The 25,855-nt window shown below is 66.1% G+C and carries 18 protein-coding genes; 13 read left to right on the forward strand and 5 right to left on the reverse strand.

The window, feature by feature from the left end; all coding sequences use genetic code 11:
- Positions 1–36: 36 nt before the first annotated feature.
- On the reverse strand, positions 37–912 hold the full coding sequence (locus tag EO156_RS04545; RefSeq protein WP_016849855.1) for an energy transducer TonB: 876 nt from the start codon (positions 910–912) through the stop codon (positions 37–39).
- Positions 909–1,859, reverse strand: coding sequence for a glutathione synthase (gene gshB, locus EO156_RS04550; protein WP_016849856.1), 951 nt, complete (start codon positions 1,857–1,859; stop codon positions 909–911). Before gshB ends, EO156_RS04545 begins: the two co-directional genes overlap by 4 nt.
- Positions 1,860–2,095: 236 nt before the next feature.
- Here gshB and pilG point away from each other — a divergent pair, with 236 nt between their 5' ends.
- The 11 genes from pilG to EO156_RS04610 all read left to right on the forward strand — a co-directional run bounded on the left by pilG (position 2,096) and on the right by EO156_RS04610 (position 18,392).
- Positions 2,096–2,497, forward strand: a complete 402-nt coding sequence (pilG, locus tag EO156_RS04555; RefSeq protein ID WP_005913706.1) for a twitching motility response regulator PilG — start codon at positions 2,096–2,098, stop codon at positions 2,495–2,497.
- Positions 2,498–2,514: 17 nt separating this feature from the next.
- Entirely contained in the window at positions 2,515–2,877 is a 363-nt protein-coding gene (locus tag EO156_RS04560) for a response regulator (protein WP_016849857.1), read from the forward strand.
- Positions 2,877–3,407 (forward strand): chemotaxis protein CheW, encoded by a 531-nt coding sequence (locus EO156_RS04565; RefSeq protein WP_003482487.1) that lies wholly within the window; start codon positions 2,877–2,879, stop codon positions 3,405–3,407. The genes EO156_RS04560 and EO156_RS04565 overlap by 1 nt, the downstream gene beginning before the upstream one ends.
- A 39-nt stretch (positions 3,408–3,446) precedes the next feature.
- Positions 3,447–5,483: a methyl-accepting chemotaxis protein gene (locus tag EO156_RS04570; RefSeq protein WP_003482481.1), complete on the forward strand. Its 2,037-nt coding sequence runs from the start codon at positions 3,447–3,449 to the stop codon at positions 5,481–5,483.
- 113 nt (positions 5,484–5,596) lie between these two features.
- A complete protein-coding gene (locus tag EO156_RS04575; RefSeq protein WP_029996347.1) occupies positions 5,597–12,853 on the forward strand; it encodes an Hpt domain-containing protein in 7,257 nt (2,418 codons plus the stop codon).
- 7 nt (positions 12,854–12,860) lie between these two features.
- Positions 12,861–14,048 (forward strand): chemotaxis protein CheB, encoded by a 1,188-nt coding sequence (locus tag EO156_RS04580; RefSeq protein WP_003482477.1) that lies wholly within the window; start codon positions 12,861–12,863, stop codon positions 14,046–14,048.
- A gap of 33 nt (positions 14,049–14,081) precedes the next feature.
- The gene (locus tag EO156_RS04585; protein WP_003482475.1) at positions 14,082–14,558 is read left to right on the forward strand and encodes a chemotaxis protein CheW; all 477 of its coding nucleotides are present in this window, start codon (positions 14,082–14,084) and stop codon (positions 14,556–14,558) included.
- 231 nt (positions 14,559–14,789) lie between these two features.
- Positions 14,790–15,428, forward strand: a complete 639-nt coding sequence (locus EO156_RS04590) for a GNAT family N-acetyltransferase (RefSeq protein ID WP_003482472.1) — start codon at positions 14,790–14,792, stop codon at positions 15,426–15,428.
- Between the two features lie 136 nt (positions 15,429–15,564).
- Positions 15,565–15,762 carry a hypothetical protein gene (locus EO156_RS23905; protein ID WP_230578030.1) on the forward strand — a complete coding sequence of 66 codons (198 nt, stop codon included), beginning with the start codon at positions 15,565–15,567 and terminating at the stop codon, positions 15,760–15,762.
- A gap of 837 nt (positions 15,763–16,599) precedes the next feature.
- Complete coding sequence (locus EO156_RS04605; RefSeq protein ID WP_005915130.1) at positions 16,600–17,664, forward strand: N(4)-(beta-N-acetylglucosaminyl)-L-asparaginase; 1,065 nt, start codon at positions 16,600–16,602, stop codon at positions 17,662–17,664.
- A complete protein-coding gene (locus EO156_RS04610; protein ID WP_016849772.1) occupies positions 17,661–18,392 on the forward strand; it encodes a copper homeostasis protein CutC in 732 nt (243 codons plus the stop codon). The genes EO156_RS04605 and EO156_RS04610 overlap by 4 nt, the downstream gene beginning before the upstream one ends.
- Positions 18,393–18,493: 101 nt before the next feature.
- On the opposite strand, the gene EO156_RS04615 is transcribed toward EO156_RS04610, so the two are convergent.
- Positions 18,494–20,110, reverse strand: coding sequence for a hypothetical protein (locus tag EO156_RS04615; RefSeq protein WP_026006970.1), 1,617 nt, complete (start codon positions 20,108–20,110; stop codon positions 18,494–18,496).
- Between the two features lie 355 nt (positions 20,111–20,465).
- The gene (locus EO156_RS04620) at positions 20,466–21,626 is read right to left on the reverse strand and encodes a sialidase family protein (protein WP_016849774.1); all 1,161 of its coding nucleotides are present in this window, start codon (positions 21,624–21,626) and stop codon (positions 20,466–20,468) included.
- 461 nt (positions 21,627–22,087) lie between these two features.
- Between EO156_RS04620 and EO156_RS04630 the strand changes: the two genes are divergently transcribed.
- Positions 22,088–22,417, forward strand: coding sequence for a RebB family R body protein (locus EO156_RS04630; RefSeq protein ID WP_005924745.1), 330 nt, complete (start codon positions 22,088–22,090; stop codon positions 22,415–22,417).
- A gap of 57 nt (positions 22,418–22,474) precedes the next feature.
- Here the strand turns inward: EO156_RS04630 and EO156_RS04635 are convergent, their stop codons facing one another.
- Entirely contained in the window at positions 22,475–22,675 is a 201-nt protein-coding gene (locus EO156_RS04635; RefSeq protein ID WP_003482459.1) for a hypothetical protein, read from the reverse strand.
- Between the two features lie 505 nt (positions 22,676–23,180).
- Between EO156_RS04635 and xopK the strand changes: the two genes are divergently transcribed.
- Complete coding sequence (gene xopK / locus EO156_RS04640; RefSeq protein ID WP_267965706.1) at positions 23,181–25,835, forward strand: type III secretion system effector XopK; 2,655 nt, start codon at positions 23,181–23,183, stop codon at positions 25,833–25,835.
- The last annotated feature ends 20 nt before the right edge of the window (positions 25,836–25,855 follow it).

A 25,855-nucleotide genomic window follows, 5' to 3' on the forward strand; every position in this document is an offset into this window, starting at 1 on the left:
CGCCATCGTCGGCGCGCCGATCAGGCGCACACTGCTTCAGCGATCGTCGTGCAGCTCGCCGCCGGGCAGGAACAGCCAGGTGCGCGTGACCTGCAGGATGTCCACATCGTCCTTGGTCTTGGGCAGTGGCGGAAACGGCTGCGCCAGTTGCACCACGCGCAGCGCGGCATCGTCCAGCAACGGAACCCCGCTGGAGACCAGCACGCGGCTGCTTTCCACGCTGCCGTCGCGGCGTACGCCCACGCTGATGACCACCTTGCCGCCTAGCCGGCGGCGGCGCGCGTCGTCCGGATAATTCAGGTTGCCCACGCGCTCGGCGCGGTCCACCCAGGCCCGCAGATAGTTCGCGTACGCGTATTCGCGGGTACTGGCGGAGACGAACTTGCGGTTCGGGCGCTTGGCGTATTGCTCCGAGCGCAGATGCACTTCGGCGGCGAGCCGGGCCATTTCGGCATCGCGCTGGATGCGCTGCGCCTCGGCCGGGGTGAGCGGGTCGGTCTGCGGATTCGGCTGCGGCGTCGGCACGGCCTGTTCACCACGACGGCTGGTCACCACGCGGGTCTGGGTAGGCTCGGGTGCGTTCACGCTGGTGGCGCGTTGCGCCTGTGGCGCCAGCCCGGTGCGGTCCTGCGGCACTACGCCGGGCTGGCTGTCCCGGGGGCGTTGCGCGGTGGCGTGATCGCCCCCGCCCTGCTGGTTGGCCTGGGCCAGGAAGTCGGCCTGCTTGGGCGTCAGTGGGGTGCTGGTCTGGCTGAAGATCACATCCAGCGTCGGCACCAACGGTGCGTCCTCGCTGACCGCAAAGCCCACCCCCAGGATCAGCACGCCATGCAGCAGCAGCGAGATCACCAGCGTCATCATCAGCCGGCGACCGTCGTCCATCGGTGCCGGCAGGACCGCGGCCGTGCTCATTGCGCGGCGCCGGCCTCGATCGCATCGAACAGCAGCCCGGCGATGTTCAGGCCGAACTGCGCATCCAGTTCGCGCACGCAGGTGGGGCTGGTGACGTTGACCTCGGTCAGGTAATCGCCGATCACGTCCAGGCCGACGAAGCGCATGCCGCGACGGCGCATTTCCGGGCCCACCTGCGCGGCGATCCAGCGGTCGCGTTCGGACAATGGCCGGCCTTCGCCGCGCCCGCCGGCGGCCAGGTTGCCGCGGAATTCGTCGCCCTGCGGAATCCGCGCCAGGCAGTAATCCACCGGCACGCCGTCCATCAGCAGGATGCGCTTGTCGCCGGCAGTGATGTCGGGGATGAAGCGCTGCGCCAGGGTCAGTTTGCGGTTGCCGTCGGTCAGCGTTTCCAGGATCACGTTGAGGTTGGGGTCGCCGCTGCCGCTGCGGAAGATCGAGCGTCCGCCCATGCCATCGAGCGGCTTGAGCACCGCCTCGCCATGTTCCAGCACGAAGGCCTTGAGCGCGGCGGCATCGCGGCTGACCAGGGTCGGCGGGCAGCATTGCGGAAACAGCAGTGCGGCCAGCTTCTCGTTGTAGTCGCGCAGTCCCTGCGGGTCGTTGACGATCTGCGCGCCGGCGCGCTGCGCCACGCTCAGGACCTGGGTGTCGTAGACGAACTCCGCATCCACCGGCGGGTCCTTGCGCATCAGCACCACCTGGCCGGGCCCGAACGCCAGTTCGGCGAACTCGCCCAGCGTGAACCAGCTGGTCTTGTCCTCGCGCACGCTCAGCGGCGCCACCTGCGCCACCGCGCGCCCTTCGCGCAGGCTGAGCCCGCCGGGGCGCACGTAGTGCAGACGGTGGCCACGGCGCTGGGCTTCCAGCAACATGGCAAACGTAGTGTCTTTGGCGATCTTGATGGAGGCGATGGGATCCATCACCACAACGACGTCGAGCGACATGGGGCTAAACCTTTCGAACAGGCTGCCGATGGTAACTTCAAGCGATGGGCGATGGCGCGCCCGGCGGGTCGTAGTGCGCGACTTGCCGGCCGGGACGCACCCAGACGTGGTCGGAACGTCCGCCTGGCGGGGCCCCGGCAATGCGCCCTTGACAGTCGATGCGGGTCTTGGGATATACATGCAGTTTCGTAGCGACGTCGGAAGGGATGAAGCGTCGCGCGCCCGGGGATATTTGCATGAGTGAAAACATTGCTGCGGGTGGGGAACTCGCAGGACTGAAGGTGATGGTCATCGATGACTCCAAAACCATTCGCCGCACCGCCGAAACGCTGCTGAAGCGGGAAGGTTGTGAAGTAGTGACAGCAACGGATGGTTTCGAGGCACTGGCCAAAATTGCGGACCAGCAACCTCAGATCATTTTCGTCGACATCATGATGCCGCGCCTGGATGGGTACCAGACGTGCGCGTTGATCAAGGGCAACCAGCTCTTCAAATCGACGCCGGTGATCATGTTGTCGTCCAAGGACGGCCTGTTCGACAAGGCACGCGGCCGCATCGTCGGTTCCGAGCAATATCTGACCAAGCCGTTCACCCGTGAAGAACTACTGAGCGCGATCCGCACGTACGTCCACGCCTGACCAGGGGGAAAGGCAACATGGCTCGAATTATATTGATCGAGGACTCGCCCACCGACAGGGCAGTCTTCAGTCAATGGCTGGAAAAAGCAGGCCATACGGTCGTCGCCACCGATAATGCAGAAGAGGGGCTTGAGCTGGTTCGCAGCCAAACGCCCGATCTTGTGTTGATGGATGTGGTGTTGCCCGGCATGAGCGGCTTCCAGGCAACCCGTGCTCTCGCACGCGACCAGGCAACCAAGGACATTCCCGTGCTGCTGGTCAGCACCAAGGGCATGGAAACCGACAGGGCCTGGGGTTTGCGACAAGGTGCCAGCGACTACATCGTCAAGCCGCCGCGCGAAGACGATCTGATCGCGCGCATCAGACAATTGGTGCGTTGATGCGCTCTCCATTCGACATTCTCGAAGACTACGAGCGTCGTAGTCTGGCGCACGCCACGCCGCTGCCGGAACGCCAGTTCTCGGCCGATATCTGGCGCGGCGTGGGGTATCGCGTCGGTACCCGGCGATTGGTCTCGGACTTCCGCGAAGTCGCGGAAATCGTGCCGATGCCGCCGGTCACTCCGGTGCCGGGCGCACAGCCCTGGCTGCTGGGCGTGGGCAACCTGCGCGGCAATCTGTTCCCGGTGATCGATCTGAAGCAGTTCCTGGAGGGCCGTCGCACGGTGCTGCAGGAAGGCCAGCGTGTGCTGATCATGCGTCAGAGCGGTGGCGACGTCGCGCTGACCATCGATGAGCTGTACGGCCAACGCAGCTTCGAGCAGGTCCAGGCGGTGGAACCCGGCGAGTTGGCGCAAGGCCGCTACGCCCATTTCATCGACCGTGCCTTCCGCAACGAGACGCAGGACTGGGGTGTGTTTTCCCTGGCGTTGCTGTCGCGCACTCCTGAATTCCGGCAGGCCGCGGCCTAAGCCGCGACCCCGCCACGTCATACAGATCGAGGTCGAACCATGAGTACCGCCCCGGACGCCCGCAAGACCAACAAGCTCGGCAGCGTCAGCACCAGCTTCTGGCTCGGCTTGCTGGTGTTGTCGATGATCGTGTTTGGCGCCAACACCGGCGTCGCGACTTGGCAGGGCAGTCGTCTTGCCGGTGCCGGCACCGGCGCGGCCGACTTGCAGGTGCTTTCGCAGCAGCTGGCCAACCAGGGCCGCGAAGCGGTGTCCGGCGACGCCAAGGCCTTCGCCGCATTCAAGGAAACCAAGGGCCGCATCGACGGCACGGTCAGCGAGCTGGATGGCCGTTACGGCCAGGAAAGCTCGATCGCCAGCTCGATGGCGCAGCTCAAGGCGACCTGGGTGCCGCTGAGCAAAAACGCCGATCAGGTCATCGCCAGCGAGCCGGCGGTGCTCGGTCTGGCCGGCAACGCCGAACGCTTCTCCGGCAGCGTGCCGCAGTTGCAGGCGCAGTTGAACGAAGTGGTGCGCGCGATGACGGTCAGCGGCGCGCCTGCCTCGCAGATCTACAACACGCTGCAGCAGGTGGTGGTCGCCGGCACCATGGCACGCCGGGTCACTGAAATGCGCGCCGGTGGCGCCAATGCAGCCGCCTCGGGCGACGCACTGGCACGCGATTCGGTGGTGTTCACGCAGATGCTCGAAGGCCTGCGCACAGGCAACGAAGAACTCGGCATCGCCGCGGTGCGCAACCCGGCCGCGTTGTCGGCGCTGGAGCAGTCGCAGGCGCAGTGGACGACGATGAAGAAAGACGTCGACGCCATCCTCGCCAGCTCGCGCAACCTGTTCGCCGCACAGTCCTCGGCCGCCGCACTGACGGCCGGCTCCGGCAAGATGCTCGAAGACAGCAAGAAGCTCTTCGATGCGTTCTCGGCGTTCGGTTCGGTGCGCGATACGCGCCTGTTCCCGAACTTCTGGCTGGGCGTGGTGTCCGGCCTGGTCGCGCTGCTGGCGATCATCGGCTTCGTGTGGAGCTCGGTGCGCGTGCGGACCCGCGAGCAGGACGTGCGCTACCAGTCGCAGGTGGAATTCAACAGCCGCAACCAGCAGGCGATTATGCGGTTGCTGGACGAAATCAGCTCGCTCGGTGAGGGCGACCTGACCGTGAAGGCCTCGGTGACCGAGGACATGACCGGCGCCATCGCGGACGCGATCAATTACGCCGTGGACGAACTGCGCCACCTGGTGACCACCATCAACGACACCTCCGCGAAGGTGGCCGTGTCGACCCAGGAAACCCAGGCCACGGCCATGCAACTGGCCGAAGCGGCCGGCCAGCAGGCCAACCAGATCACGACTGCCTCCGAGCGCATCAGCGAAATCGCTGCCAGCATCGAACAGGTGTCGCGCAACTCCACCGAGTCGGCCGAAGTGGCGCAGCGCTCGGTGGTCATCGCTGCCGAGGGCGCCGGCGTGGTGCGCGAGACGATTCAGGGCATGGACCAGATCCGCGACCAGATCCAGGAAACCTCCAAGCGCATCAAGCGGCTGGGCGAATCCTCGCAGGAGATCGGCTCGATCGTGGAACTGATCAACGACATTTCCGAGCAGACCAACATCCTGGCGCTCAACGCCGCGGTGCAGGCAGCGTCGGCCGGCGAAGCCGGTCGCGGTTTCGCTGTGGTGGCCGACGAAGTGCAGCGCCTGGCAGAACGCACCTCCAGTGCGACCCGACGCATCGAAGGTCTGGTGCAGACCATTCAGGCCGATACCAACGAAGCGGTCAGTTCGATGGAACAGACCACGTCCGAAGTGGTGTCCGGTGCGCGCCTGGCCGAAGACGCCGGCACCGCGCTGACCGAAATCGAGCGCGTGTCCAACGCCTTGAACAACCTGATTAAAAACATCTCCATCGCTGCGCACCAGCAGTCGGCCGCAGCGACGGATATCACACAGACCATGGGCGTGATCCGACAGATCACCAGCCAGACATCGCAGGGTGCGGAGCAGACGGCCGAATCGATCGGCAACCTGGCTCAGCTCGCTGCCGATCTGCGCCGTTCGGTCGCCGACTTCAAGCTGCCGGCGTGACCACGACGCGGAACGGGAAAGGATCAGCAGATGGCGCGTAGTAGCGTTACGTCGATGCAGGAAGTGACCGGTTGCCGCGCTGGCGGCGAGTCGGTCGTAGTCAGGGGGCTGCAATGAGTGCGCTTCGCGATGCGATGAGTCACGCCGCACTGGGCTGGGTCAAGCCAGAGCTGGACGAGACGTTGCGCCAGGCGCGCAACGAGATCGAATATTTTGCCGAAGAACCGTCCGATACCAGTCGGATGCGGTTCTGCGCCGGCTACCTGCACCAGGTGCAGGGCACGCTGCGCATGGTCGAGTTGTATGCGCCGGCGATGGTGGCCGAAGAGCTCGAGCTGCTGGCCCAGGCCGTGCAGGTGGGCGAGGTCGCCGATCGCGATGAAGCCTGCGCGATGCTGATGCGCGGCACCGTCCTGCTGCCCGATTACCTGGAGCGCTTGCAGAACGGGCACCGCGACATTCCGATCGTGTTGTTGCCGCTGCTCAATGAGATCCGCGCCACCCGTGGCCAGCCAGGTCTCAACGAGAGCGTGCTGTTCGCGTTCGACCCGCAGGCCGGTGTTGCCACCGAGGCCGAGCTGGATCATGCGCGCGGCAGTCTGAGCGGGCGCAATCGCGAGCTGCTCGACACCGTCGGCAATGCGGTCAAGGAAGAATTGCTGCGCGTCAAGGACGCGCTGGATCTGCATCTGCGCACCGGCGGCGAGATCGCCGAGCTGCAGACCCAGGTCAACGATCTGGGGAGCGTTGCCGACACCCTCGGCATGATGGGCTTGGGCGTGGCGCGCAGCGTCGTCGTGCAGCAGCGCGATGCGTTGGCACGCGTGGTCGATGGTCAGACCCAGATGGACGAAAGCGTGCTGCTGGATATTGCCGGCGCGCTGCTGTACGTGGATGCATCGCTGGACGATCAGGTGGCCAGCCTCGGCGCCGACCCTGGCGACGGCACCGAAGTCAGCAACAGCGCCAACTCCTCGGAAGTACGCCGCACGGTCGATGTGCTGGCGCAAGAGGCGATCGCCAACTTCGGTGCGGCGCGCGAACATTTCGTCGCCTTCATCGAAACCAACTGGGACCATGCGCGTCTGGCCGAGGTACCGCACCTGCTCGGCGAAGTCGGCGGTGCGTTGCGCATCCTCGAGCTGCCGCAGGCCGCCGATTATCTGGAAGGCGTGCGTCGCTACGTCGATCTGGAATTGATCGGCAAGCAGCGCGTGCCCAGCGGACGCCAGCTGGACACCCTGGCCGACGCGATGGCCAGCCTGGAGTACTACCTGGAAGCCCTGCGCGAGCGCCGTCCCGGCCGCGAAGAGATTCTGGATATCACCCGTAACAGCCTGGAAACGCTGCGTTACTGGCCGCTGCCGTCGGGCCAGCCGTCCGATTTGCCGGTCGGCGCGGACCAGCCGGGCAGCGCGGCCGAGCCGCAGCCGGCGGCCGCCCCGCCGTTGCGGCACGCGGACGCGCCGCAGGCCGCCAACGACGGCGCGTCTTTGCCATCGCTGGAATGGGCGAACGAAACCGTGGTCGAGACGCCGTTCGCCGCCAGCGTGGTGCACGACACCGGCGCTGCGGCGACCGATACGGTGTTCTCGTTCGACCCGGTAGCCGCCGAAGAAACCGTGTCCGGCCAGTCGCACGTGCCGTTCACCGTGGCGCCGCTGGATCTTTCGGACGACGGCGCGCAGGCGCCCGGTGACTGGCACCTGGAAACCACGGAGCAGGCCGCGCCGATCGCCACCTCTACGTTCGACCCGGTATCGGCCGAGCAGGATGGCAACGAAACCGCGCAGGTCAGCTACACGGTGGATCTGAGCGCGCTGGAGCAGGAGCACGCCGCCGAGCCGGTGCTTGCCGAGGACGCGCCGCTGCAGATCGAGCAGATCGACCTGCCGGGCGACGCCGACCAGACCGACGCACCGTTGGAGTTCATCGCCGAGAACGCAACGCGTCGCGCGCAGACCAGCATCGAAGACGCTTTCTCGCCGCCGCCAAGTCCGCCGCAGGAAGTGGACGACCCGTTCGTCGAGCCGGCACAGGAGCCGCAGGACGTCCCGTCCGAAGCAGCGTCCGAGCCGGTCGCCTCACGCGTGCAACAGGCGGTGGTCAGCGAATTCGAGCTGGACGACGCTTCCGCTGCGTTCCTGGCCCAGCTCGATGCAGCGGCCGCGCAGTTCGACGTGGAGCGCCCGCAGGCACCGACAGCGGCAGCCGATGCGCAACCCGCGCAGGCAAGCGCTGAACCGGTATCCAGCCAAGGCGCTCTGGAGGCTGCCGACGCCGGCATTTTCGGCGGTTTTGGCGATAGCGATATCGACGACGATATCCGCGACGTGTTCCTGGAAGAATTCGACGAAGAATTGGTCAACCTGGGGCAGCTGTTGCCGGTGTGGCGCGCCGCGCCCACCAACCCGGAAACCCTGCGCCCGATCCGCCGCGTCTTCCATACCCTGAAGGGCAGTGGGCGTCTGGTCGGTGCCAGCGTGCTCGGCGAGTTCAGCTGGAAGATCGAGAGCATGCTCAACCGCGTGCTCGATAATTCGCGGCCTGCCAGCCCGGCGGTCGTGTCAATGGTCGAACTGGCCTACGCGGTGTTGCCGCAATTCAATGCCGCGCTGCGCGACCAAGGCCGCATCAGCGCCGATCTGCCTGAAATCCAGGGTATCGCCGAGCGCGTTGCTGCTGGCGAAGAGGTCTACTACGTGCCCGCAGCCGCGGCACCGGTGGCCGGCGCCGTTGCGATTCCGGCGGCAGCCGCAGGCGTGTTTGCCGCCAGCGGTGGAACGCCGGCTTCGGTGGACAGCGTGCTGCGCGAGATCCTGGAAGCCGAGGTCGCCACGCATCTGGACACGGTCAACGGCTGGCTGCAGGCCAGCCAGGCCGAGCCGCAGTTGGCGACCGAAGAAGTGCTGCGCGCCGTGCACACGATGAGTGGCGCGTTCGCGATGACCGACGTGCCGGAAATCACCTTGGTGACGACGCCGGCCGAAAGCTACGTCAAGCGATTGCTGGCCGCGTCTGTCACGCCGTCGGCGGAGGGGCTCGAAGCGCTCACCGCCACCGTTGCTGCGATTGCCGCCACGGTGACAGCGCTACGCGCCGATGCGCCGTTGATTCCGTCGTTCGCACCGTTGACCGAGCGCTTGCGCGCGCTGGTGGACACCTTGCCGGAAGCGCAGTGGCCGCCGCAGGCGTTCCTGGACGAGTTGGACGATGTCGACGCCCCAGGCGCCACGGTGGACGGCAGCGATGCCCCGGTCGAACTGACCGGTGCGCAGGATCTGTCGCAGTACCTGGATGCCGGCGCGCTGCCGTCCGACGCGCCCGCATCGACGCAAGATGCCGAAGACGCGCAGCCGCAGCCGGACGACGCGCCGATTGCCGTGGACGAGCTGGCCGAGGCCGAGGCCGAGGCCGAGCATGATTCGGCACTCGCACTGGACGCGCCTGTACCGCATGCGGTCGACAACGGCAGCCATGCCGCCGTGCACGAAGATGTCCACGCCTCTGCCGAGTCTGTGCCCGCATCGAGCGGCGACGCGCCGGTACCGGTCGCCGCATCCGGGCAGCTTGCCGATGCGCCGCACGGCGATGCTACGCCAGACGAAGAGGCAGACCGGGCCGCATCGCAGGGCATCGATGCACACGACCTGCCGGCCGACGAGCCGCTGGTCGAAGCCGAGGCCTGGGACGCCACCAAACTGCAGCATGCGCAGACCGCACCGCACGCTCACGCGCCGGGCGAGCACGCGGCAGAGCCCGGTGAGGCGTCTGCCGAGGTTGTCTCCAGCGGGCATGACGCCGACGCGACCAGCACGCACGCCGACGGCATTGCGGTAGACGAGTTGGCCGATGCAGAAGCTGCCTTGGGCGGTGCGCAGACGCTGGCTGCAGCCGATGCCGAGCAGGCAGTGGACGCGCAGGCACAGCATGTGCCCGCGCACGACGATCAGGTTACGGCAGACACTGACGAGGCGGTCGAGAGCATCGAAGCGCCGGAGGCCGTGCACGCCGACGCTGCGTTGGCTGATGACGCCAATGACGCCAATGCAACGACCGCCGAAGACTGGACCCCGGAAACCGCAGCGCCGGACAGCGTGCCGGCCGATCAGCCTGGCCACGAGCCCGCCGACACGCAGGAACATGCGGGCGAGCAGCCGGTAGGCGAGGCGGCGCAGCACGGCGACGCGGTACGGCTGCAGGATGGCGAACCGGATGCGGGCCAAGACCAACCTCTGGAAGAAGCGGCGCAGCTGGGCGAGCACGCAGAGGCACAAGCGCATGCGTCTGCGAATCAACAGATGGATTCGGGCGATGGCGCGTCTGCCGATGCGCAGCAGCACGTCCACGAGCAGGTGCCGTCTGACCAGTACGTCGATGCCGACGAGCAGCTGCAAACGCACGCGCAGTCCGACCAACACGCTGGCGACGCCGAGCACACGACCGATCACGAGCGCGTCGAGACCGCGCATTCCCAAGCGCAGCACTCCGAAGCCGAGCATGTGGCTGCCGAGCATGCCGACGCAGAGCATGCCGACGCAGAGCATGCCGAAGCAGAGCACGCAGACGCCGACCGTGTTGGCGCCGCGCAGGCCGATGCCGGCGTCCTGCCCGATCACACCGTCGAATCGGTGCAGGCATTCGAAATGGCGCATGCGGCCGATCAGGTGGAAGAGGCGGGCGATCCGCAGTCGGACACTGCGCCGGAGCTGTACGACACGCAGGCTGTCACCTCCGACGAGGCGGCGCAGGCCGGCGCGCAGGCCGCAGTCGATGCGTTTGACGTGGTCGATCACGCCGATCACGCCGAGCGCGCAGAACAGTTCGAAAGCGCAGAACACGCAGCGCACGCCGAACAAACGGAAGCCAGCGACCACGCCGGTGCCAATCAGCATGCCGACGACTCCGCAGATCAGCACGCTACCGACCGCAGTGCCGACGAGCCGGAAGACACCACCGCCGCTGCGTTCAGCGCCCCGGTCGAAGACGCGGGGCGTGCCGGTACGGCTAGCAACGATATCGGCGCGGCATTCGATGCCGGCCCGCTGAACTTCGATCAACTCGACGGCGAGCTGGTCGACATCTTCGTCGAAGAAGGTCGCGACCTGCTGGACCATTGCGATGGCCTGATCGCCCGCATGCGCGAAGTGCCGGGAGACCGCGATGTCCTCAACGGACTGCAACGCGATCTGCACACGCTCAAGGGCGGTGCGCGCATGGCCGGCATCAACGCCATCGGCGATCTCGGTCACGCGATCGAATCGCTGCTCGAAGCCGTGGCGGCCAACCGCACCGACATCGATCGCGACGACGTGCGTCTGTTCGAGCGGGGCTTCGACCGCCTGCATCAGTTGCTGACCCGCACCGGCATGCACCGTGCGGTGACGATGCCGACCGATCTGGTGGAAGCCTTCGAAACCCGTACCCGTGGCCGCAATGCCGCAGCGCCCAGCGACGCCGATGTCCGCGCGATCGCCAAGGCGTCGGTGGAACCGGCGCCGCTGTCCGCTCCGGTTCCGATGGAGGGCCAGGCCGAAGAAGACTTCCTGCCGCGCGTGCAGCAGGAGCAGGTGCGCGTGCGCGCGGACCTGCTCGACCGCCTGGTCAACCACGCCGGCGAAGTGGCGATCTACCGCTCGCGCCTGGAGCAGCAGTTGGGCGCGTTCCGTGGCGCCATGGGCGAACTGGATCGCACCAACGCTCGTCTGCGCGATCAGTTGCGACGTCTGGATCTGGAAACCGAAGCTCAAATCGTCGCGCGTTATCAGCGCGAACAGGACCAGGGCGATCGTACCTTCGATCCGCTGGAACTGGACCGCTTCTCCACCCTGCAGCAGCTCAGCCGTGCGTTGAACGAATCGGCGGCCGACTTGGGCGGCTTGCAGGGCGTGCTGGAAGATCTGTCGCGTCAGTACGACGGCTTGCTGCAACAGCAGTCGCGCGTCAGCTCCGAACTGCAGGACGGCCTGATGCGCGCGCGCATGGTGCCGTTCGACGGTCTGGTGCCGCGTTTGCGTCGTGTGGTGCGTCAGGCGGCCAGCGACACCGGCAAGCAGGTGCATCTGGTGCTGGAAGGCACCCAGGGCGAACTGGATCGCAACGTGCTCGATCGCATGGTCGCGCCGCTGGAACACATGCTGCGCAACTCGGTGGCGCACGGGCTGGAAACGCCCGAGCAACGGCGCGACGCAGGCAAGCCGGAAGAAGGCAGCATTGCGATCCGTCTGCGCCGCGAAGGTTCGGAAATCGTGCTGGAAGTGGCCGACGATGGCGCCGGGCTGGACCGCGAGGCGATCCGTCGCCGCGGCGAAGAGCGCGGCCTGATCGAAGCGGGCCAGGAGCTGAGCGAAGCCGAACTCGATCACCTCATTTTCGCCTCCGGCTTCAGCACCTCCGAGCAGGTCAGCCAGTTGGCCGGCCGTGGCGTGGGCATGGACGTGGTGCGCAACGAAGTGCGTCAGCTCGGCGGCTCGGTGGATATCCACTCGGTACGCGGGCAGGGCGCCACCTTCACCTTGCGTCTGCCGCAAACGCTTGCGGTCACCCAGGCGGTGTTTGTCCGCATCGGCGAAACGACGTTCGCGGTGCCGGTGGGTTCGGTCAGCGGTATCGGCCGCATCTCGCGCACCCGTTACGAGTCGGGCGAGGGCGGGTATCACTACGCCGGCGAAGAGTACGTGCTGCACGACCTCGGCTCGTTGGTCGGCCAGCCCGCCGCGCGTGCCGATGGTCAGGCGCAGGTGCCGTTGCTGCTGGTGCGTGCGGGCGACCTGCGTGCCGCGGTGGCCATCGATCAGGTGCTGGGCAACCGCGAAGTCGTGGTCAAGCCGGTGGGCCTGCAGATCGCCTCGGTGCCGGGCATCTACGGCGCCACCATCACAGGCGATGGCCGCGTGGTGGTGATCCTGGACGTCGCCCCGCTAGTCCGTCGTTTCCTGGCCCAGCCGGCGCGTCCGTCGCTGGAAACCCAGGCCGAAGCGCAGCGCCAGGTGCCATTGGTGATGGTGGTCGACGATTCGCTGACCATGCGCAAGGTCACCAGCCGCGTGCTGGAACGCCACAACCTGGACGTGTCCACCGCACGCGACGGTGTCGAGGCGCTGGAACTGCTCGAAGAGCGCGTGCCCGACCTGATGCTGCTGGATATCGAAATGCCGCGCATGGACGGCTACGAGCTAGCGACCGCGATGCGGGCCGACCCGCGCTTCAAGGCGGTGCCGATCGTGATGATCACCTCGCGCAGTGGCGAGAAGCATCGCCAGCGCGCCTTCGAGATCGGCGTGCAGCGTTACCTGGGCAAGCCCTACCAAGAGTTGGATCTGATGCGAAACGTGTATGACCTGCTGGGGATCGCCCGTGTCCGAGACTAATGGCGCAATGGGAACTCCGGTTGCTTTGCTGGGCCGTCCCGGTCAGGCGCGCGAGCGCCTGCGCGAAGCGCTTGGCCTGGCCGGTGCGCAGGTGGTGCTGGAAGACGAGCCAGCGGCGGTCGACGTGCAGATGCTGCGCGACGCCGAGCCGGTGGCGGTGCTGGTGGCACTCGAACCGTCCATCGAAGACGCGCTCGAAGCGCTAGAGCCGGCCTTCAACATGCCTGGCGTCACCGTGATCTTCGACGAGGCCGAACTGACGGTGCGTCGCGAAGGCTGGGAAGCGCAGCGTTGGGTGCGCCATCTGGCCGCCAAACTGCACGGCCATGCCGACGTGCTGCCGCCTGGCACCGAGAGCGAACCGTCGCTGCAGCCCGAGCCGGGTCTGGCGCTGGTCGCGCACCAGCACTCGGACCTGCAGCTGGATCAGCACCTGGAAGCGGCCGCGCATGCGTTCGACAGCGTGCCTGGCGATGCCTTGTTCGCGCACGCCTCCATGCAGGAGGCGGCACCGGTCGCTGTGGAAAAGCCGGGCCCGACGCTGGGCGATTCCAGTACCTGGGGCCTGGTGGACGAGGTAGCCGTGGTGGTGCGCCCGCGCGCCGAACCCGATGTGGCGGCCCTGTCCACCGGCGGCTTGTCGCTGGTGGATCTGGAGTACGGCGGCAGCGTCACCGGCGCAGTGCTGGTCGTCGCTGGCATCGGTGGGCCGGATGCGATCCGTCGCTTGCTGGCCGCATTGCCGTCGGAATTCCCGCGCGCGGTGCTGGTGCGCATGACCCTGGATGGCGGCCAGTACGGCAACCTGGTGCGGCAGATGGGGCGCGTGTCTGCGTTGCCGGTCGAACTGGGTGAACCGGGACAAGTGGTCGCACCGGGCAAGGTGTATGTGCTCTCCGACGAGGTCGGCGTGCAACAGCATGCCGGCGCGCTGGCGTTCGTGGCACCGGCCGATCCGGCCGGGCTGATCGCGGCGCTGCCGCCGGCCGACAGCGCGGTGCTGATGCTCAGCGGTGCCAACGAGGCGCTGGTGGAGGCATCGCTGGCATTGGCCGAGCAAGGCGGCTGGTTGGCCGGGCAATCCACCGATGGCTGTTACGACCCCGCGGCCGCGGCGCGTCTGGCGCGGCAAGGCATTCTGACCGGCGACCCTGCGCAGTTGGCGCAGGCGCTGGCACAGCGTTGGCCGGCATAAGCCGGGCGCTCCCTTTCGAATCGGAATCATGCGATGAGCTACGCCAATAACGACGAAATCCGCGGCGTCCTGATCCAGGCCGGTAGCGAGCGCGTGCTGCTGCCGAACGCGACGGTGGCCGAGGTGATGTCGCGTGTGGCGGTCGAGCCGCTGCCCGACATGCCGCGCTGGGTGGTCGGACGCATCGACTGGTACGGCTGGAAGGTGCCGCTGCTGTCGTTCGCGCGCCTCAGCGGCATGGGCGAAGAGCCCACCGCAGTCAACAACAAGGTCATCGTGTTGAAGGCGTTGGGCGGCAACCCGGCGTTGCCGTATTTCGCGCTGCTGACTGCCTCGTTCCCGCAGCTGATTTCGGTGCCGCGCGATGGCCTGCTGGCCGATGCCTCGGAAGATGCGCTGCCCGACGGTGTGCACATGCGCGTGTTGCTGGGCGAGCAAAGCGCCCTGTTGCCGAACCTGGACGCCATCGAAGCGCAGGTCGGCCAGGCGCTTGCGGTCGCTGCCGCCTGAGAGCGGGCGGCACACCTGCTGTGCTCGCTGCCAGGCGGGTGCAGTCGCCTCGCGCAGTGGATGGCGCCGTGCTCTGAATGATGCGCAGTGAGGGTGTTGCTGACAGGCGGGCACTCCATCTCGTGCATCGGACGACGCACTGCTATGGAGACGGCTTGCGGAGCATGATCGTATGCATCAGCCGGATGCACCTCGCAGCAAGATGACATGCATGGTTGAGGCGCGGCCGTCATGAGTCTTCCGCGATTTGCGCCGATCCGCCGCGCCGATGGCGTGGTGCTTTGCGATCTGGCCGTTGTCGATCCGGCCGCAATGGCCGACTACCACACGCGTAACCGCGTCCATCTGGCCGATGCGATGCCGCTGCGGCCGCCCGCGTTCTACACCGTCGAGGGTTGGCGCCGCCTGTGCGTGGCATACCGCAGCGCGATGCCTGGCGAGCGTGAGCTGCAACTGGTCTTGTTACAGGGCGAGCACGTGATCGGCACCACCGGGTTCACCCAGATCCAGCGTGGCGCGTTCCAGGCGTGCCACATGGGCTATGGCCTGGACGCGGCGCAGCAGGGACGCGGCTTGATCCAGTGGGCAGCCACGCAAGGAATTGCCTTTGCCTTTGGCCCACTCGGCCTGCACCGGGTGATGGCGCAATACGTGCCGGAGAATCTGCGCAGTGCGCGTGTGCTGCAGCGGCTGGGTTTTCAGATCGAAGGCTATGCGCGGCGCTATCTGCAGTTGAATGGTCACTGGCGCGATCATGTGCTCACCAGCAGGTTGCGCGACGACGGCGCTCTCGGCGAAGGCACGGTGGATGGTCGGCCGCTTTCAGGTCACAGTGCCCGAGAGCTCGATCCGTCATCCATCGGTGGCTAGATTGCTGTCTTGCGCAAGCACGATCTGCGTTGGCCAGCCACGTTATGTGAGCTGATTGCGCAACTGTCTCGCCCAGGTCTGCACGGCCGCTGCAGTCGGCGTGGCCGCCATGATGCGGAGCGTGATCGGTATCTGCGTGCTCCCGGAAACAGCATGGTCCGCCAGCCAATCGCTTGGCGATGTGGAAAATTTCAGCAACGTCGCTTCATCGCGGGGCAAGCGCGCTGTGATCCGCGCCTGCCGCGAGCGCGCCATTGGCCTGCACATCGTCGTTGTGCACGGTGATGGGTGCAGGCAGTGGGGGCGGCGCCATCGCGGCTTGCGCATCGTCTAGCGCCGGCTCCGGCACCATCTAAGCAGCATCTCGTCTGGCGCGGAGGCAGGGGGGCAGACAGGTGCGGGACGTGGCGCGCTGACCGGGACCGGCATCGCCTGGATGGGCGGCGACGGCGGACCGGGTGCCGATGGCGTTACCAATGCCCGCGCGCGGACGGGTACCGCAAGCTGACCTTGCATTCCGAGCGCTGCGCTGCCTTGCCGGGCCGCCGCGCTTGCGCGGGTAGTGGCACAGATTCGCTGCGCGACCGTTCGCTGATCGATGCAGCGGATGCGTGCGAGCAGGCGCCCAGCCACAAGGCGAGCCCAGTCAGGCTGTGACGTGACATGGGAATCTTTTGCAGGGCGAGGTGGGATGGATGGACGACCGGACAGCCCGAGGTTGCGCCTCTGTCAGTGAAACGGGCCAGTGCGGCGAATGGGGTCAACCGGGTGGAAGTTTTTTTCGATACCCCCGCGTTGGCTGATGCGATGCGGCCGACCTCTCGCTACAAGCGTCTGGCGTTGAAACCCTTCTTCCACCGGCAGAAGGTGGCGCGCAGCGCCGGATGAGGGGGCGACGAAGAGGACATCCGTGGCTGCGTCATCCCCTGATCCAACGCCGATCCAGCGTGGCCGCGCATGGCACCGTCCGTTGCCCGCCGCCAGCCGCCAGCCGGATCCATGCATCGGAGACGCAGCGGCTGAGACAGGGTTAGCCCAGCCAGGCAAGGGTTATGCACGGATCCGCATGCGACAACGCCGCAATAAGGTTTATCCGCACGCCACGCTGTCGCATGATGGAAGGCTGGTACCGCACTGCGCGGCCGCTCGTTTCCGTCATGGAGTCATCCGCATGCTTCAACGCCGTCACTTCCTCAAGAGCGCCACGCTAGGCGCGATTGCGTCCGGGTTGGCCGGCTGGGGCGCCCGCGCGCAAGCCGCGGCAGGCGCCACGCCAGGCATGCGGCCGACGGCGCTGCCGCGTGGTGCGGCGCGGGTGATCTCCACCTGGGATTTCGGCGTCGCCGCCAATCAGGAAGCCTGGAAGATTCTCAGCAGCGGCGGTATTGCGCTGGATGCGGTGGAGGCCGGCGTGCGTGTGCCGGAAGCGGACCCGAACAATCCTACCGTCGGCCTGGGCGGTTATCCGGACCGCGATGGCCGGGTAACGCTGGACGCCTGCATCATGGATCACCTGGGCAATTGCGGCGCGGTGGCATCGCTGGAAGACGTGGTGCACGCCATTTCGGTGGCACGTGCGGTGATGGAGAAAACCCCGCACGTGATGTTGGTGGGCGACGGCGCGCGTCAATTCGCCTTCGAACAGGGTTTTCCGAAAACCAAGCTGTTGACTCCAAGCTCGGAAGCGGCCTGGAAAGAGTGGTTGAAGAGCTCCAAGTATTCGCCCGAAGCCAATGTCGAAAATCGCGCCTGGCGCGATGCCAAGTTGCCCGGCGGCAAGGACAATCACGACACCATCGGCATGCTGGCGCTGGATACGCACGGCAATCTATCCGGTGCATGCACCACCAGCGGCATGGCGTGGAAGATGCACGGCCGCGTGGGCGACAGCCCGATCATCGGCGCGGGCCTGTACGTGGACAACGACGTGGGCGGGGCGACCTCGACGGGTGTGGGCGAGGAGGTGATCCGCAACGTCGGCAGTTTTGCGGTGGTGGAAATGATGCGGCAGGGCAAATCGCCCGCCGATGCCTGCCGCGAGGTGGTGATGCGGCTGATCCGTCGCAAGCCGGAGCTGACGCGCACATTGCAGGTCGGCTTTCTGGCAATGAACAAGCGCGGCGAAGTGGGAGCGTTCGCGATCCAAAAGGGCTTCAGTTACGCGGTGTGCGACGCGCAGCGGCAGGATCTGCTGGTGCCTGGCGAGAGCCATTACACCAGCGAGCCGGCAGCATGAGCGCGGTGGGATTGGAAGTGGCTGCCGATTCGGTGGCCTCGGCATTGGCCGCGCAAGCAGGCGGTGCGATGCGCGTGGAGCTGTGCGGCGGGCTGGATGGCGGCGGGCTGACGCCGTCGTTCGGCACGTTGGCGGTGGTGCGCGAACGTTTGCGGATTCCGCTGTATGTGCTGATTCGTCCGCGCGTGGGCGACTTCGTGTTCGACGCCGCCGAAGTCGAGGTGATGCGCCGCGATGTGGAGCAGTGCGTCCGGCTGGGATGCGATGGCGTGGTCCTTGGCGCGCTGGACCGGCATGGGCAGGTCGATCTGGCGACAATGCGCGTGTTGATGCAGGCAGCAGGGTCGTTGGGGGTGACGTTTCATCGCGCGATCGATGTCAGTGCCGACCCGTCGCGCGTGCTGGAGGATGCGATCGCGCTGGGGTGCGAGCGGGTGCTGACCTCGGGCGCACGTGCGAGTGCGCTGGAGGGCATCGACACTATCGCCGCGTTGGTGCGGCAGGCAGCCGGGCGCATCGGCATCATGCCCGGTGCCGGGCTTTCCGAGCACAACATCCGCGCCCTACGGCAGCACACCGGCGCCCACGAATTCCATGCGTCGGCGCGTGGCGTGATCGCCGCCCAGGTGCCGTCGCCGCACCCCTATATCCGCGATCTGGGCGGGGACTACCAGCGGACCGATACCGCGCGGGTACAACGGATGGTGGGCGCGTTGCAGCAAGCGTGAAACGCGCGCAACGCTCCGTTCGGCCAGGGAGGCGTCGCCTGACTTGCGCAGGCACATGACGGCGATGCTCGATTGGCGACGGCGCATCTCGTGTTTGCCCTTTACTGATCGCGTGAAGGTGCCGGGCTTGTTTGCTGTTCGTCATCAGCGTCGTCGCTGACCTGCTCGGGAATGTGCAGCGTGAAGTCAGGAAAGGATGTACGGTCTTGCGGGTGTGCGTTGACGATCAGCTCGCGGGTCTTCCACATCTGGACTGCCTTGGCCAGCGACGCTGCGTCGAGCTGGCTTGCTTCGTGATAAACGAACTGCCCGAGATGATCGACGATGCCCAGGTGCGCGCTCTGCTGCGCCTTCCAGTTGCTGACGTTCGTGTAATGGAGGCGGAGGCCTTCCTCGCTATCGTCTTCGATTCTGGGGGATGGGCCTGCCATGTCGCTCACGCGTTGCAGGAAATGGGGATCCCTGCTTTCTTCGAGCATTTTCTGCAATACCGGAATCTCGCCGAAGGTGGTGGGAGTGCCGGGCGGGCGCTTTTCTGGAAGATAAGATGGGGCACCTTCCAGAAAAGGATTTCTTTCCTCATCGATGACCGTGCTCAGCATGGCCTGTGCGGTGTCTTCGATGCGTTCGAGCGCAACCTTGTTCAGTTCGAGCGCAACCTGACGATGCTGGTCGAGCTGCGCTTGGAGATGCGGCGGCACCAGGATGATGCAGTTGGCAGGTAATCGGGCGATCAACGAGGGCAGTCTGGAGAGATTGACGCAACCTCGCAGATCGAGTTTTTCCAGCTGCGTCAGGCGGTAAATGTCCAGTGGCAGCGTGAGCAGGTTGCTGCAGTCTTTCAGAATCAGTCGCTTCAATGGCGCACTGCCGCCGAAAATCGGCGGATAGCTGCGCAGCGCGGTGCAGCCCCGCAGATCAAGCTCCTCCAATTTTGGCAGTTGATGGATGGCCGGGCCAAGGGCGGACAGCGGCGAGTTGCGTATCTTTAGGCTTTTCAGATTTTGCAGGTTGGCGATGGACGCCGGAAGCGATGTGATTCCGGTCCGTTCCAGCCGTAGGCTCTGCAGGTTGACCAAGCCCTCGTGCTCGCCGGATGCATTGGTGCTCGCCAGGTGTTCGGGAAGTTCCGTCAGTTCCGGGCAGGCGCGGATGGAGAGCTCGCGTAATCGGCTGAGGCTTGCGATGGATGCAGGTAGCGCGCGAAGCGGATTGCGTGCCAGCGTCAGTGTTTCCAGGCCCGCAAATTGCTGCATGGTGTCCGGGAGCTCCATCAACCCCGCCGCGTCGATCGTCATGTGCTGCAGATGAGACAGACGGAATGCCTGGTCGGGAAATTGCGGCAGCGGAACTGAGCGCAGCTCCAGCGCGACCTGCTCCGGTGCGGTTGCGTCCTCCAGCAGGTCGGTTGTCGCCTTCAGCGCCCGGCTCGTTCTTCTCTCGACCTCCGGGTTGTTGCTGTTGGCTTGGCGCCATGCGCTGTGCCAGCGATTGCGATCTGCGCTGTAGTGGCGTTGCCATTGCGACAGCACGTCGCGGTAAGGGCGAATCGCTGGGGAGCGCCGTAATGGTGAAGCGCCCACGGTCGGTGGCATACGGGGGCGCACCGGCCGCAAGTGCTGCGAATCGGTGGTGACGGAGTGGAAGCGAGCGCGTTCTATGTCGCTGAGCTGTGGCAATTCCGGGGTTTGCAAAGGATGTCCAGCCGCCTCGTTCATCCGCGCGGCGCTGCCGGATCCGCCGTAGGGAAGTGGGGGAGCGGATGTGGTTGGCCGGCGAGAGGTCTCGGCATCGGCAGGCGTTGCCGACGGTCGCCCGGACCGGCCACCAGGCACATATCTGGTTAGGCCGCCGAGCATGCCGCTAGGGCGCTCGGTCGCGGGGTGTGCGGGTGGGACACTGCGCGCGGGCACATCCGCATTGGACGCATTCTGCTCCCGCAGTCCTAACGGCGTGCCCGGCGGGCGTGGTTGATCGACGCGTCGCATCGCATTCCTCTTCTTGGCTGTCGCTCGATGACGATGATCGGCATGCAACGCGATTGGCGAATTCCGAGGGGTGAAGCCGTCGTCATCATGACGAAGGATCGGCGGCGTGGGCGCATGCCGTTGTGCAGCGCTCAGGCAGCGTTGCGGGGACGGGCGCCTGGCAGGGGCTGCACTCGCCGAACCGCGTGGGATCGAGCACCACATGCTTGATCCGTCGGCGCTTCCAGGTGTAGCTGACATGCACCAACCCATCGCGGGTCTGGATCACGGCCGGATAGGAAAATTCATCACCGGCGCTGTCTTCCAGGGTCAGCGCGCGTTGCCAGTGCACGCCATCGTTGGAGACGGCAACGGCCAGGGTGCCGCGCCCGTCCCACCAGTCCTTGCCGGCAATGGCCGGGTTGTAGACCAGTAACGCACGACCGTCGTGCAGCACCACCGCGTCGGTGCCGGAGTTCGGGTTTTCCACCTCCAGCAAGTGCATGGGCTGCCAATGCAGGCCGCCATCGAGTGAGAACGTGCTGAAAAGCTTGTTTTGCTGGCTGCGGCCCAATGCCTGCAGGCGGCCATCCGGATACATCAGCAGGCTGGGCTGGATCGCGCCGATCGCCTTCGCGTCGTTGAGCGGCATGCCGCGTTGCCAGTGCACGCCGTCGTCGTCGCTCCATTCCAAATGCGCGCGCCAGCCGCGGTCTTCGCTGCTGCTGGGCGCCAGGATGCGACCGTTCGGCAATTGCACCGGCTTATTCTTGATCGGCCCAAGAATGCCGTCGGCCAACCGCTGCGGTGGCGACCAGTGCGCGCCATCGTCAGTGGAGAGCAGACGCAGCCCCCACCATTGGCGCGGATTGGGTCCGAGCTTGTAGTACAGCTGCACCGGCCCGGTGGCCGATTGGAACAACACCGGATTCCATGCTGGCACTGCAGTGCCATCGACGCCGGCGTGTGCGCCATCGGCGATAGGGCGTGGGGTCTGCCATTGCTGCGGGCCGCGCTGAGCGAGCCAGATGCCGACATCGGCCGCACCTTCGTGCTCACCGCCGAACCAGGCAGCCAGCAGATGACCATCGCGCGTTTCCAGCAAGGTGGAGGCGTGAGCCTGCGGCGTGGGAGCCGGGTCGGCGATGAACTCGCTGAGCACGATCGGCGAAGGCGGCAACGCAGGCGATTGCGCCTGTGCGACAAGCGCACCCAGGCTTGCAGCAAGGCTCGCAACGAGACGGCTCAGCAGGCGTGGCGGATGCATCGTGGTCCAGTCCTGTGCCAAGTTTAAAGAGACCTTTTTATTATCTCTTAAATACCACGTGTTCCGTCCGTCGAGGCGGCTTGGTCGAAGTGCATCACCAGACGCATAGCGATGTGGCCGCTCTGCTCCGGCTGCTACTAGCTGGTGGCACCTGGCCTGACCCTGGCGCGACTGTGTACACGGCCATCGTGCAGCATTGCCGCGGTAAAGCCTTCAGTGCAGCGATGACTCAGCCGCATTGCACCCGCGCGCACGATCACACCGAGGTTGCGACGCGCGCTGAAGCGTGGCAATGCGAGGGTCGAGTTGCGCGCGCGCCGGCCGCTATCGTGATGGCACAGCGAGCGTGGTGTGGCGGTACGCCGGCGGCGATGCGGGGAACATAACCGCGATGCGTTCTTAGCGCCGATGGGCCTGCACAACACAAATCGCCGTGCATCCATTCACTCAGGAGTGCATTGATGGCTTTTCCAACCGCAGTCAATCCGCAGATCACCGATGCCGTCACCCAGACCAACGTCAAGGTCGTTGGCGAAGCGCCAGCGGTTGCAATGAGTTCGATTTACCAAAGCATGGCCCATTCGAGCGGCATCCTGTTTCAGAATGCGGTCGCTGCACAACAGCAGCAAGACACCTTGGCGCAGGCGGCCACCAATCAGGGCGTGATCCAGACCTATGGTGTCGATACGGGCGCTTGCGCGGCAGATGTCGAGAACGTTGCGCAAGGTGGTGCCGCAGACAATCTGAACAGTCTGTTGACCGTGCTCAGGTCGTTCGACACTGCAAAGTAACCGCGTCTGGCGACAGCGTCACGGCTGTCGCCACGCTTGCTCGCGCAAACGCGTCGCTCAGGCGGCGTTGTCATCGCGCATTTGCGGCGGCAGCAGCGTCTGCGGCTTCTTGGCCGATTCGGTCTGGCACAGGAACGTCATCAGGTGTGCGGCTTCGGCACTGCCCATGGGCTTGCTGTGGATCTGCTCGGCGAAGGCGTTTTGGGTGTGCTCGGCAACGGCGGAAACGGACTCTTGTGCAACGGTAGACGACGACATGCAACGCTCCTGGAACCTGCAATCAAGCCGTCTACGTCGCAAGCAAGCGCGTCCGTAACGGAGTCAGCCGGTGATATTGCCTGGAATCTGTGCCGTCCGATACCTCGACGGTACGCGGGCGGCGCAGCGGCACCGGACGTTCTGATAACGGCGGCTGCGGCCAGGTCTAAAGCGTCATCGGGTGAAATCTGCTCCGTCGGTTATTTTTGATTGCCCAATAGGGCTGAAGGCGATGGGCGTCTTGCTAGAACGCGGGGGCTCAACAGCTGGATTGCTGTGCCGGCGCGTCCTGGCGCATCGCCAGCTCCGCCAGGCCATCCATGCGGCGGCTTGCATCTTGCCAATCCGGCGTGGAGGTACCCAATGGCGGGCTTTCTCCGGGATAAATCGCGCGACGCGTGGTCGGGCCGGAGCGTTCGTTTACGGAATCGCGTGTTCGTCCCAGCAAGACTGGATGGAAAGGACAGGCGCACCATCGCCGCTTTGCACCGGTTGGAGTTTGCTCATGCGCGTCCAACGATCCATTGCACAGCATCTTGTCACACGCGATTGTGCGGCCGTCGAAACGCCGCCCGCAGCGGAATCGCCGCAAGATCGACAGGGTTGGCCACTGGGGCTGAACGCGCTGCAGACGCGACCACTGCCCAGACGCACACATCGCGATGAGAGCGAGCGACGAGTGCACCACGGGGATGCCAACGCCCGAGTTGCCGAAGCGGAGACGGCCTATGACGTCTTCGTGGTCGCCAAGTACGTGGCCGACCCCTTGCACGGAACCGCGGACAAAACGGCCGAATTGATCAACGACATTCCCCGCCGCGGCGAACCCGAGCACTCCGCCGAAGCCGGGGAGTCAGCGCATCCGCCCGCGCACCCACCGGCCGACCATGCAGCGGCACCGGATGGCCACCCGTCACACCCACCGCAGACCGCACATCCTGCACAGCCGCACGCTGCCCATGCCCCGCATGCGCCGACGCCGGAGGGACACCAAGCGCCGCATGCCGGCGCCGGGCATCCGGCGGATCCGCAAGCGGTTGGGCATGCAGCGAAGGAAGGCGTCCTGCACGCCCTCGCCGAGGAAGGCGCCCCGGCAGGCGCATTCGATCTGGCGATGAGCCTGGGCATCAGCGGCGCGATGCTGCCGCTGTCGAGTCTTGCGATCTATGCCGCGTACAAGGAAACCCGTGAAGTCGCCGAGCAGCGCACGCACTTGCGGCAGCGGGAACGCCGCCTGCGCTCGGAGCAGGCGGCACTGCAGTCTGCCTTGGGCACGGCAGCGCCTGCAGGCGCTGCAAATGCGCACGCGCATGCACTGAGCGAGGCGATCGATACCAACGCCTATCTACAGCGGCGAAATGCGCGCGACGGTGCCATCGCCGCGACCTCCATGGCCTCTGCCGGGGTGATCTTCACCAAGGCAGCGAGCGAACTCGGCATCCAGGGCGGGCTGGCAATCGCCAGCAAGAGCCCAAATGCGGCGGGCCTGGTGGGCCACAGCGCCGCTGCCGCAGGTGCTGCCTCTGCGGCGGGCATCGCCGGCAGCTTCGTGCTCGCGCCGTTGGCGAGCGTGGCGGCGACCGCATTGGGGGGCACCTTCCTGCACCAGTCGCGTCGGGAAAGGGCGCGTGTTGCCGTGGATGTCGGCAGGGTCGAGCGCTTCCTGCAAGACCTCGAACCTAGCGAGCTCAGTCCTGGCGCACAGCGATACCAGTACTTTGTGAGCACCAAGTTGGGCAAGTACGACCGCTTTGCGCATCGGTTCAACCAGTGGAACAAGGGCTTTGTCGTGGGTGGAATCACCTACACCGCCAGTACGTTGACCAAGGTCGGCGTCAGCGCGGCCGTCGTTGCCGGCGCCACGGTGGCCGCACCGGTGGGCACCGGCCTGATCATCGGCGCAGGTCTGCTCGGTGCGGCCACGATGGGGGTCGGCAGCCATCAATTCCTACTGGCGCACGGCAAGCAGAAGCGCTACCGCAGGTACCAGACCGAGGACATGCCTGGCGTCGATCGCGCGCTACTGGCGGTGGCGGATCTATTGCCTGCACGCGAGGCGGAGAGTGCCGCAGTCCAGGAAACGCCCAACGTCGCCGACCAGTTGCAGCCAACCGCGCTCGGCGTTGCACTGACGCCAGTGGCGGAGGAATCAGCGGGGAGCGATGAAGACGATATCGTTGCAGAAGCCGATCCCGGCCTGGAGCCGAAGCATCGCCAAGGCGCCTCTGCCGCAGGTGATGCTCAACCGGCAATGCCGCAACCCGATGCTTCGGCTGCCGACGCAAGAGCGGCAGGCAATGCTGTTCCCCAACACGGTTTCGAGTTGCGGAGCGCGCTTTACGCCTGCATCGACGGGCAGGAAAAGGCGTTGGACGCGTTTCTGCAGAGCGGCGCCGACGACCTGCAGAAACGGCATCCGGTCAAGCCGCGCTCGACAGATCAGAGCAAGGGCTCGGGTCGAGCGGCACATGCGGCGCCGCTGAGTCGGCGCGTCAATGCCGCCCTGCGCGCAGCCGCGAACTACGGACGCGCGGTAGTGACCGGTAAGCCGCATCAGGCGCGAGCCAAGGCGATGCGCAGCCATGCCAAGCACAGCGCGGTGCTGACCGAAACCGCGCTTGCGCAGTGGCTGCAAACGCCCGGCTCGGTGAAGCCGCAGATCGCCTACATGCAATGCTGCCTCGAACTGCAGACGAAGTATCTCGACGCCAAGCTCGGCGCGCAGGCGGACCTTCCGCAGCCCGACGTGCACGACGATCCGCATTCTCATGGCCAAACGCCTATTGCGACGGTCGATCGGGCGCCGGAACGTCTGCTGGCGCAATTGCACCAGGTGCGCACGCGCGACGACACCCAGCAGCGAGCGGTCAGCCTGATGCTGCAGGAACTGGAGATGGCCGAGCAGGAACTGGCAAACCCCGATGCCCGAAGCCAGGCGCGCGCCGCCGCCAGGATGCCCGGTTTGCAGCAGCGCCTGATCCGGGTGCTGACTTCGAACGCGATCGCGCCGCAAGAGGGCGTTGCAGGGTTCGCCCGGTTCTGCATGAAACAGGCCCGTCAGAACACGCCCCATGTGCGCGGCACGCTGTTGGCGACCGAAGTCCAGGCAGCACGCATCCGCGAACAGGCCGCTGCCGCGACGCCTGCGTCCACGACCTGATGGCGGCTGTGCGCGCGCAC

Origin of the sequence: Xanthomonas sp. DAR33341 (genome assembly GCF_003992815.1) — a bacterium.
Lineage (GTDB): Bacteria > Pseudomonadota > Gammaproteobacteria > Xanthomonadales > Xanthomonadaceae > Xanthomonas > Xanthomonas cissicola.

Coding starts and splice junctions, on each gene's coding strand:
- gshB (WP_016849856.1), bottom strand. CDS start 1,859: ATGTCGCTCGACGTCGTTGTGGTGATGGATCCCATCGCCTCCATCAAG.
- EO156_RS04545 (WP_016849855.1), bottom strand. CDS start 912: ATGAGCACGGCCGCGGTCCTGCCGGCACCGATGGACGACGGTCGCCGG.
- EO156_RS04630 (WP_005924745.1), top strand. CDS start 22,088: ATGGCTTTTCCAACCGCAGTCAATCCGCAGATCACCGATGCCGTCACC.
- xopK (WP_267965706.1), top strand. CDS start 23,181: ATGCGCGTCCAACGATCCATTGCACAGCATCTTGTCACACGCGATTGT.
- EO156_RS04610 (WP_016849772.1), top strand. CDS start 17,661: ATGAGCGCGGTGGGATTGGAAGTGGCTGCCGATTCGGTGGCCTCGGCA.
- pilG (WP_005913706.1), top strand. CDS start 2,096: ATGAGTGAAAACATTGCTGCGGGTGGGGAACTCGCAGGACTGAAGGTG.
- EO156_RS04615 (WP_026006970.1), bottom strand. CDS start 20,110: ATGAACGAGGCGGCTGGACATCCTTTGCAAACCCCGGAATTGCCACAG.
- EO156_RS04635 (WP_003482459.1), bottom strand. CDS start 22,675: ATGTCGTCGTCTACCGTTGCACAAGAGTCCGTTTCCGCCGTTGCCGAG.
- EO156_RS04620 (WP_016849774.1), bottom strand. CDS start 21,626: ATGCATCCGCCACGCCTGCTGAGCCGTCTCGTTGCGAGCCTTGCTGCA.
- EO156_RS04580 (WP_003482477.1), top strand. CDS start 12,861: ATGGGAACTCCGGTTGCTTTGCTGGGCCGTCCCGGTCAGGCGCGCGAG.
- EO156_RS04575 (WP_029996347.1), top strand. CDS start 5,597: ATGAGTGCGCTTCGCGATGCGATGAGTCACGCCGCACTGGGCTGGGTC.
- EO156_RS04565 (WP_003482487.1), top strand. CDS start 2,877: ATGCGCTCTCCATTCGACATTCTCGAAGACTACGAGCGTCGTAGTCTG.
- EO156_RS04570 (WP_003482481.1), top strand. CDS start 3,447: ATGAGTACCGCCCCGGACGCCCGCAAGACCAACAAGCTCGGCAGCGTC.
- EO156_RS04605 (WP_005915130.1), top strand. CDS start 16,600: ATGCTTCAACGCCGTCACTTCCTCAAGAGCGCCACGCTAGGCGCGATT.
- EO156_RS04560 (WP_016849857.1), top strand. CDS start 2,515: ATGGCTCGAATTATATTGATCGAGGACTCGCCCACCGACAGGGCAGTC.
- EO156_RS04590 (WP_003482472.1), top strand. CDS start 14,790: ATGAGTCTTCCGCGATTTGCGCCGATCCGCCGCGCCGATGGCGTGGTG.
- EO156_RS04585 (WP_003482475.1), top strand. CDS start 14,082: ATGAGCTACGCCAATAACGACGAAATCCGCGGCGTCCTGATCCAGGCC.